The organism is Pseudomonas sp. FDAARGOS_380 (genome assembly GCF_002591235.1).
In the GTDB taxonomy this organism is placed as follows: Bacteria; Pseudomonadota; Gammaproteobacteria; order Pseudomonadales; family Pseudomonadaceae; genus Aquipseudomonas; species Aquipseudomonas salmasensis.
Window position 1 is genome coordinate 6,271,118 of sequence record NZ_CP023969.1, and the last position, 18,863, is coordinate 6,289,980.

12 protein-coding genes are annotated in these 18,863 nt (G+C 61.0%); 6 read left to right on the forward strand and 6 right to left on the reverse strand.

What is annotated here, in order from left to right; genetic code table 11:
* Nucleotides 1-18: 18 nt before the first annotated feature.
* Both lolD and CRN80_RS29190 read right to left on the reverse strand, forming a co-directional pair.
* Nucleotides 19-702: a lipoprotein-releasing ABC transporter ATP-binding protein LolD gene (lolD, locus tag CRN80_RS29185; RefSeq protein ID WP_019818240.1), complete on the reverse strand. Its 684-nt coding sequence runs from the start codon at nucleotides 700-702 to the stop codon at nucleotides 19-21.
* 7 nt (nucleotides 703-709) lie between these two features.
* Nucleotides 710-1,960 carry a lipoprotein-releasing ABC transporter permease subunit gene (locus tag CRN80_RS29190; protein ID WP_003189676.1) on the reverse strand — a complete coding sequence of 417 codons (1,251 nt, stop codon included), beginning with the start codon at nucleotides 1,958-1,960 and terminating at the stop codon, nucleotides 710-712.
* 94 nt (nucleotides 1,961-2,054) lie between these two features.
* Here CRN80_RS29190 and CRN80_RS29195 point away from each other — a divergent pair, with 94 nt between their 5' ends.
* Both CRN80_RS29195 and CRN80_RS29200 read left to right on the forward strand, forming a co-directional pair.
* The gene (locus tag CRN80_RS29195) at nucleotides 2,055-2,633 is read left to right on the forward strand and encodes a PilZ domain-containing protein (RefSeq protein ID WP_003189673.1); all 579 of its coding nucleotides are present in this window, start codon (nucleotides 2,055-2,057) and stop codon (nucleotides 2,631-2,633) included.
* Nucleotides 2,634-2,677: 44 nt separating this feature from the next.
* On the forward strand, nucleotides 2,678-3,400 hold the full coding sequence (locus tag CRN80_RS29200; protein ID WP_003189671.1) for a glycerophosphodiester phosphodiesterase family protein: 723 nt from the start codon (nucleotides 2,678-2,680) through the stop codon (nucleotides 3,398-3,400).
* Between the two features lie 42 nt (nucleotides 3,401-3,442).
* Here CRN80_RS29200 and sthA read toward each other — a convergent pair whose 3' ends face one another.
* On the reverse strand, nucleotides 3,443-4,837 hold the full coding sequence (gene sthA, locus CRN80_RS29205) for a Si-specific NAD(P)(+) transhydrogenase (protein ID WP_003189670.1): 1,395 nt from the start codon (nucleotides 4,835-4,837) through the stop codon (nucleotides 3,443-3,445).
* 214 nt (nucleotides 4,838-5,051) lie between these two features.
* Between sthA and CRN80_RS29210 the strand changes: the two genes are divergently transcribed.
* Entirely contained in the window at nucleotides 5,052-5,585 is a 534-nt protein-coding gene (locus tag CRN80_RS29210; protein WP_098952400.1) for a chalcone isomerase family protein, read from the forward strand.
* A gap of 172 nt (nucleotides 5,586-5,757) precedes the next feature.
* Here CRN80_RS29210 and CRN80_RS29215 read toward each other — a convergent pair whose 3' ends face one another.
* Nucleotides 5,758-7,221 carry a glyceraldehyde-3-phosphate dehydrogenase gene (locus CRN80_RS29215; protein ID WP_032873405.1) on the reverse strand — a complete coding sequence of 488 codons (1,464 nt, stop codon included), beginning with the start codon at nucleotides 7,219-7,221 and terminating at the stop codon, nucleotides 5,758-5,760.
* Nucleotides 7,222-7,561: 340 nt separating this feature from the next.
* Between CRN80_RS29215 and mfd the strand changes: the two genes are divergently transcribed.
* The 3 genes from mfd to CRN80_RS29230 are packed head-to-tail and all read left to right on the forward strand — an operon-like array spanning nucleotide 7,562 to nucleotide 14,288.
* Nucleotides 7,562-11,011, forward strand: a complete 3,450-nt coding sequence (gene mfd / locus CRN80_RS29220; RefSeq protein WP_032892840.1) for a transcription-repair coupling factor — start codon at nucleotides 7,562-7,564, stop codon at nucleotides 11,009-11,011.
* Nucleotides 11,012-11,021: 10 nt separating this feature from the next.
* Nucleotides 11,022-11,588, forward strand: a complete 567-nt coding sequence (locus CRN80_RS29225) for a CsiV family protein (protein WP_014717515.1) — start codon at nucleotides 11,022-11,024, stop codon at nucleotides 11,586-11,588.
* A gap of 9 nt (nucleotides 11,589-11,597) precedes the next feature.
* Entirely contained in the window at nucleotides 11,598-14,288 is a 2,691-nt protein-coding gene (locus CRN80_RS29230) for a DEAD/DEAH box helicase (RefSeq protein ID WP_098952402.1), read from the forward strand.
* A 101-nt stretch (nucleotides 14,289-14,389) separates the two neighbouring features.
* On the opposite strand, the gene CRN80_RS29235 is transcribed toward CRN80_RS29230, so the two are convergent.
* A complete protein-coding gene (locus tag CRN80_RS29235) occupies nucleotides 14,390-17,701 on the reverse strand; it encodes a DEAD/DEAH box helicase (protein WP_098952404.1) in 3,312 nt (1,103 codons plus the stop codon).
* A gap of 120 nt (nucleotides 17,702-17,821) precedes the next feature.
* Nucleotides 17,822-18,832, reverse strand: coding sequence for a beta-N-acetylhexosaminidase (gene nagZ, locus CRN80_RS29240; RefSeq protein WP_098952405.1), 1,011 nt, complete (start codon nucleotides 18,830-18,832; stop codon nucleotides 17,822-17,824).
* Nucleotides 18,833-18,863 lie beyond the last annotated feature (31 nt).

Consider the following 18,863-nt stretch of genomic DNA (forward strand, 5'->3'; position numbering starts at 1 on the left):
AACCGGGCTTGCAACAGGTCAGATAGCGACCAGATGACCTTCCTGCAAATGCAGTACGCGGTCCATCTGCCGGGCCATGCTCATGTCATGGGTCACCACCAGGAACGCGGTGCGCATCTGGGTGCTCAACTCCAGCATCAAGTCCTTGATGCCCTGGGCGGTGTGGGAGTCGAGGTTACCGGTCGGCTCATCGAGCATCACCAGGCCGGGGTTGTTCACCAGGGCACGGGCAATCGCCACGCGCTGGCGCTCACCACCGGACAACTCTGCTGGCTTGTGCTCCAGGCGATGGCCCAGGCCGACACGCTCAAGCAAGGCCGTGGCACGCTGGCGCGCTTCGGGAATTGCGGTTTTGCCGATCAACAGCGGCATGCACACGTTTTCCAGGGCGGTGAATTCCGGCAGCAAGTGATGGAACTGGTACACAAAGCCCAACGAGCGATTGCGCAGTTGGCCACGGGCCTTTTCATTCAAGGCCGACAGTTCTTCGCCGGCCAGCCATACGCTGCCCTGGGACGGCGTATCGAGGCCGCCCAACAGGTTGAGCAAGGTACTTTTGCCGGAACCGGAACTGCCGACGATTGCCACGCGCTCGCCAGGGTGCAGTTCAAGCTGCAGGTTGGACAGCACCACCACCGACTCCGGGCCTTCCTCGTAGGATTTGCCCAGGTTGCGGCAGCTCAGGATTGCTTTTTCACTCATGCCCGATTCACTCATAACGTAATGCCTGTGCTGGCTGGGTACGTGCCGCGCGCCAGGCTGGATACAGGGTGGCAAGGAAGCTCAGGACCAACGCAGCGCCGCCCACCATCAGCACGTCCTGGGTTTGCACCTGGGACGGCAAGTAATCGATGAAGTAGACGTCGGCGTTGAGAAACTTATGGCCAATCACTTTTTCAAGCAGGGCAATGGCGGCGCTGACGTTCAGCGCTGCCAGGATGCCCACCGCCGTGCCGATCAAGGTGCCAACCACGCCGATCACGGTGCCCTGCACCATGAAGATCGCCATGATCTGCCCCGGCGTGGCGCCCAAAGTACGCAGGATGGCGATGTCGCCCTTCTTGTCGTTCACCACCATCACCAGAGTGGAGATGATGTTGAAGGCCGCCACGGCGACGATCAGCAGCAACAACAGACCGATCATGGCTTTTTCCATGCGGATAGCCTGGTACAGGTTGCCGTGGGTGCGGGTCCAGTCGCGGGCGTAATACTCGGTCTCCCCCAGGTGCTGGGCAATTTCCCAGGCGCCGCGCGGGGCGTCGAACAGGTCGTTGAATTTCAGGCGCAGGCCCTGCACCTGGTCGGGCTGCCAGCGATGCAGGCGAGCCAGGTCGGTGAGGTTGGTCAGGCCGATGTAGCCGTCGATCTCGCCAGCGCCAACGTGAAAGGTGCCCACCACGGTAAAGCGCTTCATGCGCGGGAACATGCCGGCCGGGGTCACGGTGACTTCCGGGGCGACGAAGGTCAGCTTGTCGCCAACCCCCACGCCCAGCTTGGCCGCGGCCTTGTCACCGATGACGATGCCGAAGCTGCCCGGCGCCAACGCGTCGAGCTTACCTTGCAGCATGAACTTGTCGATGATCGAGACGTTGTGTTCCTGGGCCGGATCGATGCCGTTGAGCAGGATCTTCTGCACCTTGCCGTCGTTGGTCAGCAACCCTTGCATCTGGGTAAACGGCGCTACCGCCACCACCTTGGGGTTCTGCTGGACCTTGGCGGCCAGGCTTTGCCAGTCATTGATCGGCGCATCGCCTTCAATGGTCGCGTGGGGCACCATGCCCAGCACGCGGGTGCGCATCTCATGATCGAAGCCATTCATCACCGACAGCACCACGATCATCACGACCACGCCCAGGGCGAGACCGATCATCGAGGTCAAGGAAATGAACGACACAAAATGATTGCGACGCTTTGCACGGGTATAACGCGTGCCGATAAATACGAAGAGAGGTCTGAACATGTCGGGGCTTGTTCGGAGGAAAAGAAGACGTCCCGGTGGCGGGGTCTGGTCAGCAGCTTTACACTCAGACCATTACCGTTACCTGGGGTTCGCCATGTCGACATTAGATGAAGAAGAGCGCCGCGAATACTACCGTATCGATGACATGATCGCACTTCAAATCAAACCCCTGTCTGGCCCCGACGCGGCGAGCAAGGAAGTGTTGCTGGATGATTCGCCGCTGTTCAATCTGCTCAGCGAACTGCACCTGAGCGAATTCGAAGCCCAGCACCTGTTGCGCCAGATCAACGAGAAAGACCGCAGCCTCGCGGCGTTCCTCAAAGTGCAGAACAAACGCCTGGACCTGCTCAGCCAGGTCATGGCCCGCGGTTTGCTGAACGAGGTGGGCGCGCCGCAACCGGTGATCCTCTCCGAGGGCGGCATCGACTTCCAGCACCCCACGCCGCTGGCCGCCGACACTCACCTGGCGGTCAAGCTGGTGCTGATGCCCCAGGCGCTCGGCCTGTTGCTGCGCGCGCGGGTGACCCATTGCGACCCCAAGGGCGACGGCTTTGATGTGGGCACGGAATTCGAGTCCATGACCGATGCCCAACGCCAATTGCTGGCGCGCTATATCCTGCAGAAACAGGCCCAGGAACGCCGCCTGGCGCGAGAACAAAGCGAAGACCTCTGAATGCGTATTCACGACGCCAGCCATCCTGGCGCAAAGGAGCAACTGTGACCCTGATTTACGGCCACCGCGGTGCCAAAGGCGAAGCACCGGAAAACACCCTGACCAGCTTTCAGGAGTGCCTCAAGCACGGCGTACGCCGCTGCGAGCTGGACTTGCACCTGTCCATGGACGGCGAGTTGATGGTCATCCACGACCCGACCCTCAAGCGCACCACCGACCGGCGCGGCAAAGTCGTCGAGTATTCGGCGGCTGACCTGGTGAAGATGGACGCGCGCAAAGGCGGCCCAGGCTGGGTCAGCCCCTGCCCGATCCCGCGCCTGGAGGCGTTGTTCGAACAGTGCGACTTCGATCACTGGCAACTGGAAGTCAAAAGCGCCTCGCGTACCCGTGCCGCGACCACCGTGCTGGCGATTCGCGAAATGGCCGTGCGCTTTGGCTTGATGGACAAGGTCACGGTCACGTCAAGCTCGCGGGAAGTACTCAAGGCCGCCGTGGAACTCACCCCAGACCTGTCACGCGGCCTGGTCGCCGAATACGCCTGGCTCGACCCGCTGAAGGTCGCGCAGAACTATGGCTGTGAGTATTTGGCATTGAACTGGACGCTGTGCACCCCCGAGCGGCTGGAAAAAGCCCAGCGCCAGGGCTTGCATGTGTCCGTGTGGACAGTCAACGAACCTGCGCTGATGCGCAGGCTCGCCGACTTCGGCGTAGATAGCCTGATTACAGACTTTCCCGGTTTGGCCACTGCCACCCTCGAGAATTACTGAAATCGGTCTCCCCGGCCGGCTCAGGCCACCGGCCGGAGCCGCTCAAAAAAGCCGGTTGAGGCCGTCGTAGGCCGCTACCCGATAGGCTTCGGCCATGGTCGGGTAGTTGAAGGTGGTGTTGACGAAATACTTGAGGGTATTTTGCTCACCCGGCTGGTTCATGATCGCCTGGCCGATGTGCACGATCTCCGAGGCCTGGTAGCCGAAGCAATGCACGCCGAGCACTTCCAGGGTTTCGCGGTGGAACAGGATTTTCAGCATGCCTTGCGGCTCGCCGGCGATCTGCGCACGCGCCATGCTCTTGAAAAACGCCTTGCCCACTTCGTAAGGCACCTTGGCCTTGGTCAGTTCGTGCTCGTTCTTGCCGATGGAGCTGATCTCGGGAATCGTATAGATCCCGGTCGGCACGTCGTTCACGTAGCGCCAGCTGCCATTGTCAACGATGCTGCCAGCGGCCGAGCGGCCCTGGTCATGGGCGGCACTGGCCAGGCTTGGCCAGCCGATCACGTCACCGGCGCCGTAGATGTTCGGCACGCAGGTGCGGTAATTCTCGTCCACTTCGATCTGGCCACGGCTGTTGACCTTGACCCCGATGTTTTCCATGCCCAGCTTGTCGGTGTTGCCGGTACGGCCATTGCACCACAGCAAGGCGTCGGCCTTGATCTTCTTGCCGGACTTGAGGTGCAGGATCACCCCGTTGTCCAGGCCTTCGACCCGCTCGTACTCTTCGTTATGGCGCACGGTGATGTTGTTGTTGCTGAAGTGGTAGCTCAACGCCTGGGAGATTTCCGAGTCGAGGAAGCTGAGCAACTGGTCACGGTTGTCCACCAGCTCTACCAGTACACCCAGGCCACTGAAGATCGAGGCGTATTCACAGCCGATCACGCCGGCGCCGTAGATGATCAGTTTGCGCGGGGTGTGGCCCAGACTCAGGATGGTGTCGCTATCGTAGATACGCGGGTGGTGAAAATCGATGTCCGCCGGGCGATACGGGCGCGACCCGGTGGCGATGATGATGTGCTTGGCCACCAGCTTCTCGACCACGCCATTGGCGCAGACCACTTCGACGGTTTGCTCGTCGGCGAAACTGCCGGTGCCAAAGAACAGGTCGACGCGGTTACGGGCGTAGTAGCCGGTACGCGAGGCGACTTGCTTGGAGATGACTTTTTCAGCGCTTTTCAATACGTCCGGGAACGAGAACCAGCGCGGCTCACCAATGGCCCGGAACATCGGGTTGGTGTTGAACTGCATGATCTGCCGTACCGAGTGACGCAACGCCTTGGACGGGATGGTACCCAGGTGGGTGCAGTTACCGCCGACCTGGCGACGGCTATCGACCATCGCCACCTTGCGCCCTGCTTTGGCAGCGTTCATCGCCGCACCTTCTCCAGCTGGGCCGGAACCCAGTACCACCACGTCGTAGTTGTAGACAGCCATGCGTACTCCTCAGAACAGGCCAGGCGTACGGTTGGACGCCGGGCTAAATCATGCCGCGGCCAGCGAGCATGAAGGACAATTTGGCTCAAGTGTGTGAACCGGGGCACAGTCTATAGAAGCCCGAGCGCCGCGAACATTAACCCTTGGTCGCGTCGTAGGCCAGTGTTGCCATACTACAGGACGCAAACCAGCGCCGAATTCAGGATGAGCCATTATGCGACAACTATTTTTCTGTTTGATGCTGATGGTGTCGCTCACGGCGCACGCCAACGATGCGCAGCGGCTCAAGCAGGCAAGCTTCCCCGCACAGGTCGAGGGGCTGGCCCTGAAAAACCAGGCGGTGTTCAACTATCTGTGGGCGGATGTGTATGCGGCGGCGCTGTATGCCCCGACTGAACTGCCGGCAAAGCAGGCATGGGACCAGCAGAGGGCTGTGCGCCTGGCGCTGTATTACTTTCGCGACATCGACCGCAATGATGTGATCAAGGCGGCCACCGTCACCCTGGAACGCCAGCAGGCCAATGCCGGGTTGAACCCGGAGTTAGCCAAGCTGCACGCGCGCTTTCGGGATATTCGCAGCGGCGATCGCTATGCCCTGGATTTTCGTCCGGGGCGCGGGTTGAATCTGGAGATTAATGGCCAGGTGGTGTTCAGCAGCCCGGACGCTGAATTAGCGAAGGCCTACCTGGGTATCTGGTTGGGGCCCAAAGGGCTGTCCGACAGTTTGCGCAACACGCTACTCAAGTGATGGCGGTGTCGACGGTTCCATCGTCATCGCGGGCAAGCCCGCTCCCACAGGTAAATGCATTTCAACTGTGGGAGCTGGCTTGCCTGCGATAAGGCCCTCCCAGACACCACATAACCCACAGCCATAAAAAAAGCCCCGAACCAGTCGGGGCTTCTTCATTCAGCGCAAAGGCTTAGCGCGGAAACGCAGGCGGGTTGACCCCAGCCATGTCTTCCATCACGCGAACCACCTGGCAGCTGTAGCCGAACTCGTTGTCGTACCACACGTACAGCACAACACGGTTGTCCTGGGTGATGGTCGCTTCGGCGTCCACCACACCGGCGTGGCGCGAGCCCACGAAGTCGGTGGAGACCACCTCCTGGGAATTGACGAAGTCGATCTGCTTGTGCAGGTCGGAGTGCAGCGCCATGTAGCGCAGGTACTCGTTCATCTCTTCACGGGTGGCGGCTTTCTCAAGGTTGAGGTTGAGAATGGCCATCGACACGTTCGGCGTCGGTACACGGATGGCGTTACCGGTCAGCTTGCCAGCCAGCTCAGGCAGGGCCTTGGCAGCAGCGGTAGCAGCACCGGTCTCGGTGATCACCATGTTCAACGCGGCGCTACGGCCACGGCGATCGCCTTTGTGGAAGTTGTCGATCAGGTTCTGGTCGTTGGTGTACGAGTGAACCGTTTCAACGTGACCGTTGACGATGCCGAACTTGTCGTTCACAGCTTTGAGCACCGGCACGATGGCGTTGGTGGTGCAGGAAGCGGCGGACACGATCTTGTCGTCAGCGGTGATTTCAGCGTGGTTGATGCCGTGCACGATGTTCTTGAGCTTGCCCTTGCCAGGCGCGGTCAGTACAACGCGGTCGACACCCGGGCACGCCAGGTGCTGGCCCAGACCCTCGGCATCACGCCATACGCCAGTGTTGTCCACCAGCAGGGCGTTCTGGATGCCGTACTGGGTGTAATCCACCTCAGTCGGGTTCTTCGCGTAGATCACCTGGATCAGGTTACCGTTGGCGGTGATGGTGTTGTTTTCTTCGTCAATGGTGATGGTGCCATTGAACGAGCCGTGTACCGAATCGCGACGCAGCAGGCTGGCGCGCTTGGTCAGGTCGTTCTCGGCGCCTTTGCGCACCACGATGGCACGCAGGCGCAGGCCGTCGCCGCCACCGGTTTTTTCGATCAGGATGCGCGCCAGCAGGCGGCCGATACGGCCAAAGCCGTACAGCACCACGTCGGTGCCTTTACGGGCGGCAGCGTTTTGCTGGCCAACCACATCGGCCATTTCTTCACGCACGAACTGCTCGGCGGTGCGGCCAGCGCCTTCTTTGCGGAATTTGTACGCCAACTTGCCCAGGTCTACCGAGGCCGCGCCGAGCTTGAGCTCGCTCATGGCTTTGAGCAGTGGGAATGTTTCGTGGACGGAGAGTTCGCTGTCGTCGGCGGAGCGATGGCGCGCAAAGCGGTGGGCTTTGAGAATCGCGATGACAGACTGGTTGATCAGGCTGCGGCCATAGATCGAGCTCACCACATTGTTATTGCGGTACAGCTGACCGATAAGCGGAATCATCGCTTCAGCGAGTGCTTCACGGTCGATCCATTCACCAAGACACTGGTCGGGCTTCTGAGTCACGGGAACCTTCCACATGTAGGGGCAGAAAAAAGGGGCTACATTATGTCGCCCGACTGAGCGTTGAGCAATGCGCGAAGGACAACAAAAAGCCCTTGCAAAAAAATACCACCGCGCTACAGCCCAGGAAACACGCGGGTTCCAGAAGGCCACTAGTTTGGCGAGCAGGCCGACTTGTCCGTAACCCTCCTAAACATTCGCGCATTTTGGCACTACATATTGAGTCAAAACCCGCCATTGTTTGTCTTAGCCACTACATTTCCTACAAACCGTAATAGGCACAGTCAGCAACTGACAGGCGGCACCTGGGGCCGTTACAATTACCGACTTTGTCGCAACGCTTGGAGCTCAACCTTCCGTGCCCGTTCTGCGTCTACCGCTACTCCCTGCCGCGGCAGGTAAACAGCACTGGGGCAACCTGCCCGGTGCCGCCCTGAGCCTGGCCATTGCCGAGGCTGCCAGCGCAGCCAAGCGCTTTACCCTGCTGCTCACCGCCGACAGCCAAAGTGCCGAACGGTTGGAGCAGGAGCTGAGCTTCTTCGCCCCGGATTTGCCGGTGCTGCATTTTCCCGACTGGGAAACCCTGCCTTACGATCTGTTCTCGCCGCACCAGGACATCATCTCCCAGCGTATCGCCAGCCTGTACCGCTTGCCGGAACTGGCCCACGGTGTGCTGGTGGTGCCGATCACCACCGCCCTGCACCGCCTGGCACCGACCAAGTTCCTGCTGGGCAGCAGCCTGGTGCTGGACGTCGGCCAGAAGCTCGATGTGGAGCAGATGCGCACGCGCCTGGAAGCCAGCGGCTACCGCTGCGTCGACACGGTGTACGAACACGGTGAGTTCGCGGTGCGCGGCGCCTTGATCGACCTGTTCCCGATGGGCAGCAAGTTGCCGTACCGCATCGACCTGTTCGATGACGAGATCGAGACGCTGCGCACCTTCGATCCGGAGAACCAGCGCTCCATCGACAAGGTCGATTCGATCAAGCTGCTGCCGGCGCGGGAATTCCCGCTGCAAAAAGACGCGGTCACGCGCTTCAAGGCGCGCTTTCGCGAACGCTTCGACGTGGACTTCCGTCGCTGCCCGATCTTCCAGGACTTGAGCAGCGGCATCACGCCCGCGGGCATCGAGTACTACCTGCCGCTGTTCTTCGACGAAACCTCCACCCTCTTCGACTACCTGCCCCAGGACACCCAGGTGTTCTCGCTGCCGGGTATCGAACAGGCCGCGGAAAACTTCTGGAACGACGTGCGCAACCGCTATGAAGAGCGCCGCGTGGATCCGTCCCGGCCTTTATTGCCGCCCGCTGAGCTGTTCCTGCCGGTGGAAGACTGCTTCGCGCGCCTGAAAAACTGGCCGCGAGTGGTCGCCAGCCAGCAGGACGTGGACGCTGGCAGTGGCCGCGAGCGTTTCCCGGCGAGCGCGCTGCCCGACTTGGCGATCCAGGCCAAAGCCACGCAACCGCTGGAGGCGTTGTCGAACTTCCTCGGTGACTTCCCCGGCCGCGTGCTGTTCACCGCCGAATCCGCCGGGCGCCGCGAAGTGCTGCTGGAGCTGTTGGAACGCCTGAAGCTGCGTCCGAAAACCGTCGACAGCTGGCCGGATTTTGTCGCCAGCAAAGAGCGCCTGGCGATCACCATCGCGCCGCTGGACGAAGGGCTGCGGCTGGATGACCCGGCACTGGCCTTGATCGCCGAAAGCCCGCTGTTCGGCCAACGCGTGATGCAACGCCGACGCCGGGAAAAACGCGCCGACGCCAACAACGACGCGGTGATCAAGAACCTCACCGAGCTGCGCGAAGGCGCGCCGGTGGTGCATATCGACCACGGCGTGGGCCGCTACCTGGGCCTGCAGACCCTGGAGATCGACAACCAGGCCGCCGAATTCCTCACCATGGAATACGCCGAGGGCGCCAAGCTCTATGTGCCGGTGGCCAACCTGCACCTGATCGCCCGCTACACCGGCAGCGACGACGCCTTGGCGCCGTTGCACCGCCTGGGCTCCGAGACCTGGCAGAAAGCCAAGCGCAAGGCCGCCGAACAGGTACGCGACGTGGCTGCCGAACTGCTCGACATCTATGCGCGCCGCGCCGCCCGCGAAGGTTACGCGTTCGCCGACCCGAAAGCCGACTACGCCACTTTCAGCGCCGGTTTTGCCTTCGAAGAAACCCCCGACCAGCAAACCACCATCGAAGCCGTGCGCGCCGACATGCTCGCGCCCAAGCCGATGGACCGCCTGGTGTGTGGCGACGTGGGCTTTGGCAAGACCGAAGTGGCCATGCGTGCAGCCTTTATTGCGGTACACGGCGGTCGCCAAGTGGCGATCCTGGTGCCCACCACCCTGCTCGCCCAGCAGCACTACAACAGTTTCCGCGACCGCTTTGCCGACTGGCCGGTGACCGTGGAGGTGATGAGCCGCTTCAAGTCCGCCAAGGAAGTGAATGCCGCCGTCGCCGATCTGGCCGAAGGCAAGATCGACATCGTGATCGGCACCCACAAGTTGCTGTCGGACGATGTGAAGATCAAGAACCTGGGCCTGGTGATCATCGACGAAGAGCACCGCTTTGGCGTGCGCCAGAAAGAACAGCTCAAGGCCCTGCGCAGCGAAGTCGACATCCTCACCCTCACCGCCACGCCGATTCCGCGCACGCTGAACATGGCAGTGTCGGGCATGCGCGACCTGTCGATCATCGCCACGCCACCGGCGCGTCGTTTGTCGGTGCGCACCTTCGTGATGGAGCAGAACAAGAGCACGGTCAAGGAAGCCCTGCTGCGCGAACTGCTGCGCGGCGGCCAGGTGTATTACCTGCACAACGACGTAAAGACCATCGAAAAATGCGCCGCCGACCTCGCCGAACTGGTGCCGGAGGCCCGCATCGCCATCGGCCACGGGCAGATGCGCGAGCGCGAACTCGAACAGGTGATGAGCGACTTCTACCACAAGCGCTTCAACGTGCTGATCGCCTCGACCATCATCGAGACCGGCATCGACGTGCCGAGCGCCAACACCATCATCATCGAGCGCGCCGACAAGTTCGGCCTGGCGCAGTTGCACCAATTGCGCGGCCGCGTCGGGCGCAGTCACCACCAGGCCTATGCCTACCTGCTGACGCCACCGCGCCAGCAGATCACTTCCGATGCGGAAAAACGCCTGGAGGCGATCGCCAATACCCAGGACCTCGGCGCTGGCTTTGTATTGGCCACCAACGACCTGGAAATCCGGGGTGCCGGCGAGTTGCTCGGCGACGGCCAGAGCGGGCAGATCCAGGCGGTGGGTTTCACGCTGTACATGGAGATGCTCGAACGCGCGGTGAAAGCCATCCGCAAAGGCGAGCAACCGAACCTCGACCAACCCTTGGGCGGCGGCCCGGAGATCAACCTGCGCTTGCCGGCGTTGATTCCCGAAGACTACCTGCCGGATGTGCATGCACGGTTGATCCTGTACAAGCGCATTGCCTCGGCGGCCGATGAAGAAGGCCTCAAGGACTTGCAGGTAGAGATGATCGACCGCTTCGGCCTGCTGCCGGAGCCGACCAAGAACCTGGTGCGCCTGACCCTGCTCAAGTTGCAGGCCGAGCAGTTGGGCATCAAGAAAGTCGACGCCGGGCCGCAAGGCGGGCGTATCGAATTCGAAGCGCAGACGCCGGTCGACCCGTTGGTGCTGATCAAGCTGATCCAGGGCCAGCCCAACCGCTACAAGTTCGAAGGGGCTACGCTGTTCAAGTTCATGGTGCCGATGGAACGTGCCGAAGAACGCTTCAACACCTTGGAGGCGCTGTTTGAACGCCTCATTCCGAAATCCGTTTAAGGACGCCCCCATGCGCGTGTTCCGCATTTTGAGCCTGTTGTTGGTGGTACTCGCACCTTCGGCCTTTGCCGACAGCCTGTATCAGGTGGAAATGATCCTGGTGCGCCAGAATGCGGAACCTGTGATCAACAGCCGCGCCGCCCCGGAAAACTGGGATGCGGGCGCGCCGCGCCTGGGTGAGCGGATGAGCCCGCCGCGCCTGGGCAATATCGTCGACAAGCTGCGCGCCGACGCCAACTACACGGTGCTCGCGCACAAGGCCTGGGAACAGAACCTGGGCGAGCAAGCGGTGAAGGTGGCGATCACCGATGGCCAGGAGCAATTCGGCCAGTTCCCTATCGAAGGGGTGTTGAGCCTGCAACTGGGGCGCTTTACCGATATCGATGCGGATTTCTGGATCAACCAGTTCGACGGCAACGGCAGCGTGATTGCCAGCGAACACTTGAGCCAGAAAGACGTGCGCACCAAGAACAACCAGCTCAACTACCTGGACGGCGGCCACCTGGCGCTGCTGATCAAGATCACCTCGCTGACCGCCAAGCCACCCAGCGCACCACCGCCCGACCTTCAGGACTGATTGCGCGCCATGCCCCTGACGTCGTCGTTGACCAAACCCCTGGCCCCTTCGTGGGCCAATCGCTTCAAAGAGCAGAGCCTTGAGCGCGGGCGGCGCTACGCCCTGGAAAACCGCGTGCGCATCGTCGAGTGCGGCGACAGCACCATCACCGCCAGTTGCGAAGGCTCGGGCGGCAATGTTTACCGCCAGACCATCTCACTGCGCGAATCGGCCAAGGGTTTGCTGATCCTGGTAGACAGCCGCTGCACGTGCCCGGTACACACCAACTGCAAACACATCGCGGCGGTGCTGCTCAAGGTTCAGGAAACCCTGGCCTACCCGGCAGCAGCCCAGGATGCGCAACTGCTGGAAAAGCTCCAGGCGGTGCTGGATAACCGCGTGGTCCTGCCCCAGGTGGTGATGGACGACGTGCCACCGGTGCCGCGCCTCTGGCTGGCCAGCGTGGAGTTCAGCGCGTTCGAGCCGCGCAACGGCAAGATGCAGCGCTATATCCAGCACCGTGCGGCGCTGTCGTTCAACTACCTGGGCAACTATGTCAGCGGGCAAAAAAATGCCGACATCATTGTGCGCCAGGAGACCCAGAGCCTGCGGATCAAGCGCCAACCCGAGCAGGAACAGGCCTATCGCGAACACCTGCGCCTGCTTGGCTTCAAGATCGCCACGCGCCAGAGCAAGGCCCTGCCGGAAAGCGCCGGCGAGCTGTTCGAGATGGTCAATGACAGCGCCTGGCTGAACTTCACCCTCAATGTGTCGCCAAGCTTGCGCGCCGAGGGCTGGGAGCTGCAGATCGATGAAGACTTCGGCTTTGACCTCAGCCCGGTCGATGACTGGTATGCCACGGTGGATGAAGGGCCGGAACGCGACTGGTTCGACCTGGAGCTGGGCATTATCGTCAACGGCGAACGCTTGAGCCTGCTGCCGATCCTGCTGAACCTGATGCGCTCCCACACCGAGATTCTCAACCCGGAGAAGCTCGCGCGGCGCCGCGATGAAGAGCTGATCCTGGTGAATATCCCCGGCCTGCCCAACGGCCACGGCCCGCTGCAAGTGGCGCTGCCCTACGGCCGCTTGAAGCCGGTGCTGGCGACTCTCGGCGAGTTTTACCTGCAGGAAGCCGGCACCACCGCGCTGCGCCTGGCCAGGGCCGACGCGATTCGCCTCAACCCGCTGGAAGACCTGCCACTGCAATGGGAAGGCGGCGAGAAGATCCGCAACTTCGCCCAGCGCCTGCGCGATATCAAGGACTTCACCTGCGCGGCGCCTGAAGGCTTGAATGCGACCTTGCGCCCCTATCAGCTGGAAGGCTTGAGCTGGATGCAGTCACTGCGCCAACTGGAGGTGGGTGGGATACTCGCGGATGACATGGGCCTGGGTAAAACCCTGCAAACCCTGGCGCATATCCTTACCGAGAAAATCGCCGGGCGCCTTGATCGGCCGTGCATGGTCGTGATGCCTACCAGCCTGATTCCGAACTGGCTCGATGAGGCTGCGCACTTCACCCCGCAGCTGAGAGTGCAGGCACTTTATGGCGCGGGGCGTAAGAAACATTTCGCCAACCTGAATGACTACGACCTGCTGCTGACCACCTACGCCCTGCTGCCCAAGGACATCGAACAGCTCGCCGCCCTGCCCTTGCACGTCTTGATCCTGGATGAAGCGCAGTACATCAAGAACCCGTCCAGCAAGGCGGCCCAGGCCGCGCGCGAACTGAATGCCCGCCAGCGCCTGTGCCTGAGCGGCACGCCCTTGGAAAACCACTTGGGCGAGCTGTGGTCGCTGTTCCACTTCTTGCTGCCGGGTTGGCTGGGCGACGTGAAGAGCTTCAACCGTGATTACCGCGTGCCGATTGAAAAACGCGCCAGCGAGGTGCGATTGCAACACCTTAACGGTCGGATCAAACCCTTCCTGCTGCGCCGTACCAAGGAGCAAGTGGCGACTGAACTGCCGCCCAAGACCGAGATTATCCACTGGGTCGACCTCAACGAGGCCCAGCGCGACGTGTACGAAACCATGCGCCTGGCCATGGATAAAAAGGTCCGCGACGAAATCACCCGCAAGGGCGTGGCCCGCAGCCAGATCATCATCCTTGAAGCCCTGCTGAAACTGCGCCAGGTGTGCTGCGACCTGCGCTTGGTCAACGACGCTACCCTGCCCGCCCGTGGCAGCAGCTCGGGCAAGCTCGACAGCCTGATGGACATGCTCGATGAGCTGTTTGCCGAGGGCCGCCGGATCCTGCTGTTCTCGCAGTTCACCTCGATGCTGAGCCTGATCGAGGCCGAACTGAAAAAACGCGGGGTTGCCTACGCCTTGCTGACCGGCCAGACCCGGGATCGACGCACCCCGGTGAAGGATTTCCAGAGCGGCAAGCTGCAGATCTTTTTGATCAGCCTGAAGGCTGGCGGCGTAGGCTTGAACCTGACCGAAGCCGACACGGTTATCCACTATGACCCCTGGTGGAACCCGGCCACGGAAAACCAGGCCACCGACCGTGCGTACCGCATCGGGCAGGAAAAGCCGGTGTTCGTGTACAAGATGATTGCCCGAGGCACGGTGGAGGAGAAAATTCAGCACTTGCAGAAGGAGAAGTCCGATCTGGCGGCGGGCGTGCTGGATGGGCGAACCACGGGGGATTGGCAGTTGGGCAATGAAGAGATTGAGGCGTTGTTTGCGCCGTTGCCCAATAAGCAAGAGAAGCGCTGACTGTTAGGCCGCCTTCGCGAGCAAGCCCGCTCCCACATTTTGATTTGTAAATACATTCAAGTGTGGGAGCTGGCTTGCCTGCGATGGCCGCGCCGCGGTCTTCAGCCTGGCAAAGGCGCAAACAGCGCCTCAATATCCCGCTGCTCCAGCTTCCAACCCGCACTGGCGCCACCTTCCAGCACCCCATCAGCCAACGCAGCCTTCTCCAATTGCAAGGCCTGGATCTTTTCCTCCACCGTGCCCCGGGCAATCATCTTGTACACAAACACCGGTTTGTCCTGCCCGATGCGGTAGGCACGGTCGGTGGCCTGATTTTCCACCGCCGGGTTCCACCAAGGGTCGTAATGAATCACCGTATCCGCCGCTGTCAGGTTCAAGCCCGTCCCGCCCGCCTTCAGGCTGATCAGGAATAGGGGTGTCTTGCCGTCTTGGAAGTTCTCAACGGGCGTACGTCGGTCAACGGTGTCTCCCGTCAGGATCGAATACTCAACCCCACGCAGCTTGAGCTCTTCTTCGATCAACGCCAGCATCGAGGTGAACTGCGAGAACAACAAAATCCGCCGCCCCTCGCTGAGCAACTCTTCCAACATGTCCATCAAGCTGCCCAGCTTGCCAGTGCCGGCCTTGGCCGCTTTAGTCATCGGCACAGACTTGACCAGGCGCAAGTCACAGCACACCTGGCGCAGTTTGAGCAGGGCTTCGAGGATGATGATCTGGCTGCGGGCCACGCCATGACGACTGATCTCATCGCGCACCTTTTTATCCATGGCCACACGCACCGTTTCGTAGACATCCCGCTGTGCATCGCTGAGCTCTACCCAGTGCACGATTTCCGACTTGGGCGGTAACTCCGTGGCAACCTGTTCCTTTTTGCGCCGCAACAGGAACGGCTTGATACGCGCTGTGAGGTGCTGCATACGCTGCGCATTACCGTGTTTTTCGATGGGCGTGCGGTAATCGCGATTAAAGCTCTTGCTATCACCCAACCAGCCCGGCATCAAGAAATGGAACAGTGACCACAGCTCGCCCAAGTGGTTTTCCAATGGCGTACCGCTCAAGCATAAACGCTGGCCGGCCTCCAACTCACGAGCCGCCTGGGCTGCCTTGCTATTGGGATTCTTGATGTTTTGCGCTTCGTCGAGGATCAGCACACTCCAACATTGAGGCTGCAGCACTTCAAGGTCTCGCGACAGCAGCGCGTAAGTGGTGAGGACCAGGTCGTAATCGGCCAGGCGCGCGAAGTCAGCCTGGCGCTGCGAGCCGTGCAGCGCCAGGACCTTGAGTTGAGGGGTAAAGCGCGCGGCTTCATCCATCCAGTTTGGGACCAGGCTGGTGGGCATCACCGCCAGAGCAGGCGCCCGCAAGCGGCCGGCCTGTTTCTCACAGAGCAAATGGGCAAGGGCCTGCAGTGTTTTCCCCAGGCCCATGTCATCCCCAAGAATCCCGCCGACGTCCAACTCGCGCAGGGCTTGCATCCAGTTAAGGCCTTCGAGCTGGTAGCCACGTAGTTCGGCGTTCAGGCCCTGGGGAGCAGGTACATTGACGTGCGTGGCCTCCTTGAGACGCTTGGCGAAATCACGCAGCCGCTCGCCGCCCTGCCAGACCAAAGGTATTGCATCCAGGTTGCTGAGCCTTGCCGCGTCGGGCGCACTCAACCGCAGTGCATCGCCTTCAGGTGCACGCAGGTAGAGTTCGCCGAGGGTCGCCATCAGGGGTTTGATACGGCCGTAGGGCAGCGCCACCTTTGTATGAGTGCCGGCGCCCAAACTGACCAAGACCCGTTCATCGTCGTCACGTTCAGCCATGTAAGTGGCATCGAGCAGTTTGGGCTGACGACGCATCAAGTCGAGCATGATTGGCAACAGGCTGTGCCGCTCGCCATTGACCTCGACGCCCAGCTCAAGGTTGAACCATTCATGACCCGGCGTCTCTTCGATGTCCGCGTACCAGTAATCCACAGCCTCCACGTCGTAATAAAAGCCCGGATGGATGACCACCTCCCACCCGGCCTCGCGCAAAACCGCCAAATCGCGCTCAACAAAGCGCAGCCAGGCTTCATCAGTGGGTAGATCGAACATCTCTCCGGCACTGGCAGGCAGCGCACGGGTTTTGCGAGTGACCGCTTTAAGGCCGATCTTCGTGAGGGTCTTGCGCAGGGCTTTTTCAGCCAACGGCTTGCGTTGGATACGTTGGGTTTCGGTGCCGTTGAGAAACAGGATGTCCTCAGTGCCTTTGCCGCTGACCAGGCAGGCGTCGTATCGGTAAGCCAAGGCGGCGCGGTGTTCAAACGTGAGCATTTGCCGATGGTGCGCCTGGCTGTAGACGTAGGACTCGTCGCTACCCAAGGTGAGGCATCCTTGAGGCTCTAACGTATCGACCACACGCTCGGTCAGCTCGCGCGGCGGAGGAATCACCTTGGATATCGAACTGATCCGATGACTGAATAACGCGACCTGATCAGCTGGAATCATCGGCAAGGCGCAAAGATGCATGGCCAGATTGTCATCCAGCCCGTGCTCGACCACCCCGATAGCCAGGTTATCGCGGTCAAGATAATGAAGCGGTTTAAGGGGCAATACCTCGTTCAACTCGCGCCCGTTGCTGATCCACTTGGGAATGTGATTGCCATCGGACAACATGGCCCAATCAAAACGCGCGGGCCGGGCCGGGCCGGGCTTAAGCGCCAGGCCAGAGCCCTGCTCAATAAACAGACGTTGGGTTTTCAGCGCCAATTGGAGAATTTCGGCACCTGGCTCGCCGGCCAGCTGATAACGGGTGTTATAGGAACTATAAGACCGGCTCAACAACAGCAATCGACAAATACGTGTATCCAGCTCATGCATATAGGCGGGAGCACGTCGCAACGTCTCATCGATCGAGTACAGCGGCTTGATATCGCTGTAGTCACCTTTCTTCGACACACGCGCCCGATATAGCTCTAATGACCACCTCGTCGAATAGGGATCGGGGGAGAGCTGATACAGCAAAGAGGTGCCCGTATTCCTGGGTTGTTCCTCATCCACAGGCGTGGGTTCAGGGATGCTTTCAAGCCACTTTTCGAGCTGGGGGCTGAGGCGCTCAACCGGTGTCTTTTGCTGCTTTACAGGCGAGTTCAGGTCTTCGTGCAGGACAGTCAACATAAACAGCGCCGCAGCCGCGTGCTTGCAATTGATCGCTACCGGGCAAGAACACACACACTCGACAGTCGCCCAATTTGATGTGACAACATGTGTGATCACCTGGGTGTAGACGTTGCGACCGGAGCCCTTGCAACGTGCGATCAACCGGTGTTTTCCCACTTCGACAATTTCGAGACGACTTTCGCCAGCGTACTCGAAACCACGCTCCAGTGAACGAGGGTCAAAGCTCTCTTGCCAATCCAACTCGACGATACGTGCAATAAGGTCATTCATGGGGCAGCACTCTACAACGGTCGGCAACGCGATTTAAAGCAGGCCGACTCCCACAAAGCGGTAAGAGATAGCTACAGCAACACCCAGACGCTTCCTACACCACGCCTCTTTCTTTAACGTTTATTCGATCAGTTGAGCGTCTCGCAACGCTGTGAGGGCCGCCAACCAGCGTGGATCCTGCTTGTAATCCGTCGACGCAACCGCCTGCCCACGCATACGCGCAATCCGCGCTGACGGCGTGACCTTCATCCGCTGCGCTGCACTGAGCGCCAACTCGGCCGCCGCACGGTCATTGCACACCAAGCCCATGTCACAGCCGGCGGTCAGGGCCGCTTCGATACGACTGGCCGCATCGCCGACCACATGGGCGCCGGCCATGGACAGATCATCGCTGAAGATCACCCCGTCGAACTGCAACTCACCGCGCAGGATGTCCTGCAACCAGCGGCGTGAGAAGCCGGCGGGCTGGGCATCGACCTGCGGGTAGATGACGTGCGCTGGCATCACGGCGGCCAATTGCTTGCTCAGGCGTGCGAAAGGCACCAGGTCATTGGCGCGAATCTGTTCCAGGCTGCGCTCGTCAGTGGGAATGGCGACGTGGGAATCGGCCTCGGCCCAACCGTGGCCAGGGAAGTGCTTGCCGGTGGCAGCCATGCCGGCGCTGTTCATACCGCGGATAAAGGCACCGGCGAGCACGGCAGCGCGCTCGGGGTCACCTTCAAAGGAGCGGGTGCCGACCACGGCGCTGCGTTGGTAGTCGAGGTCCAGCACTGGGGCAAAACTCAGGTCCAGGCCCACCGCCAGCACCTCGGTGGCCATGATCCAACCGCATTGTTCGGCCAGGTATTCGGCGTTGGGGTTATCCGCCAGCGCACGCATGGCCGGCAGGCGCACAAAGCCTTGGCGCAGACGCTGCACGCGGCCGCCTTCCTGGTCCACGGCCAGCAGTAAATCAGGGCGCACTGCGCGAATGGCTGCGCTCAACTCGCGAACCTGGCGCGGGTGCTCGATATTGCGCGCAAAAATGATCAGGCCGCCCACTTCCGGCTGGCGCAACAGATGACGATCCTCGGCCGTGAGCCAGGTACCGGCGACGTCGACCATCAAAGAACCTTGCAGGGCAGCAGTCATAAACCTTCCTTAAATAACGCACACAACCCGT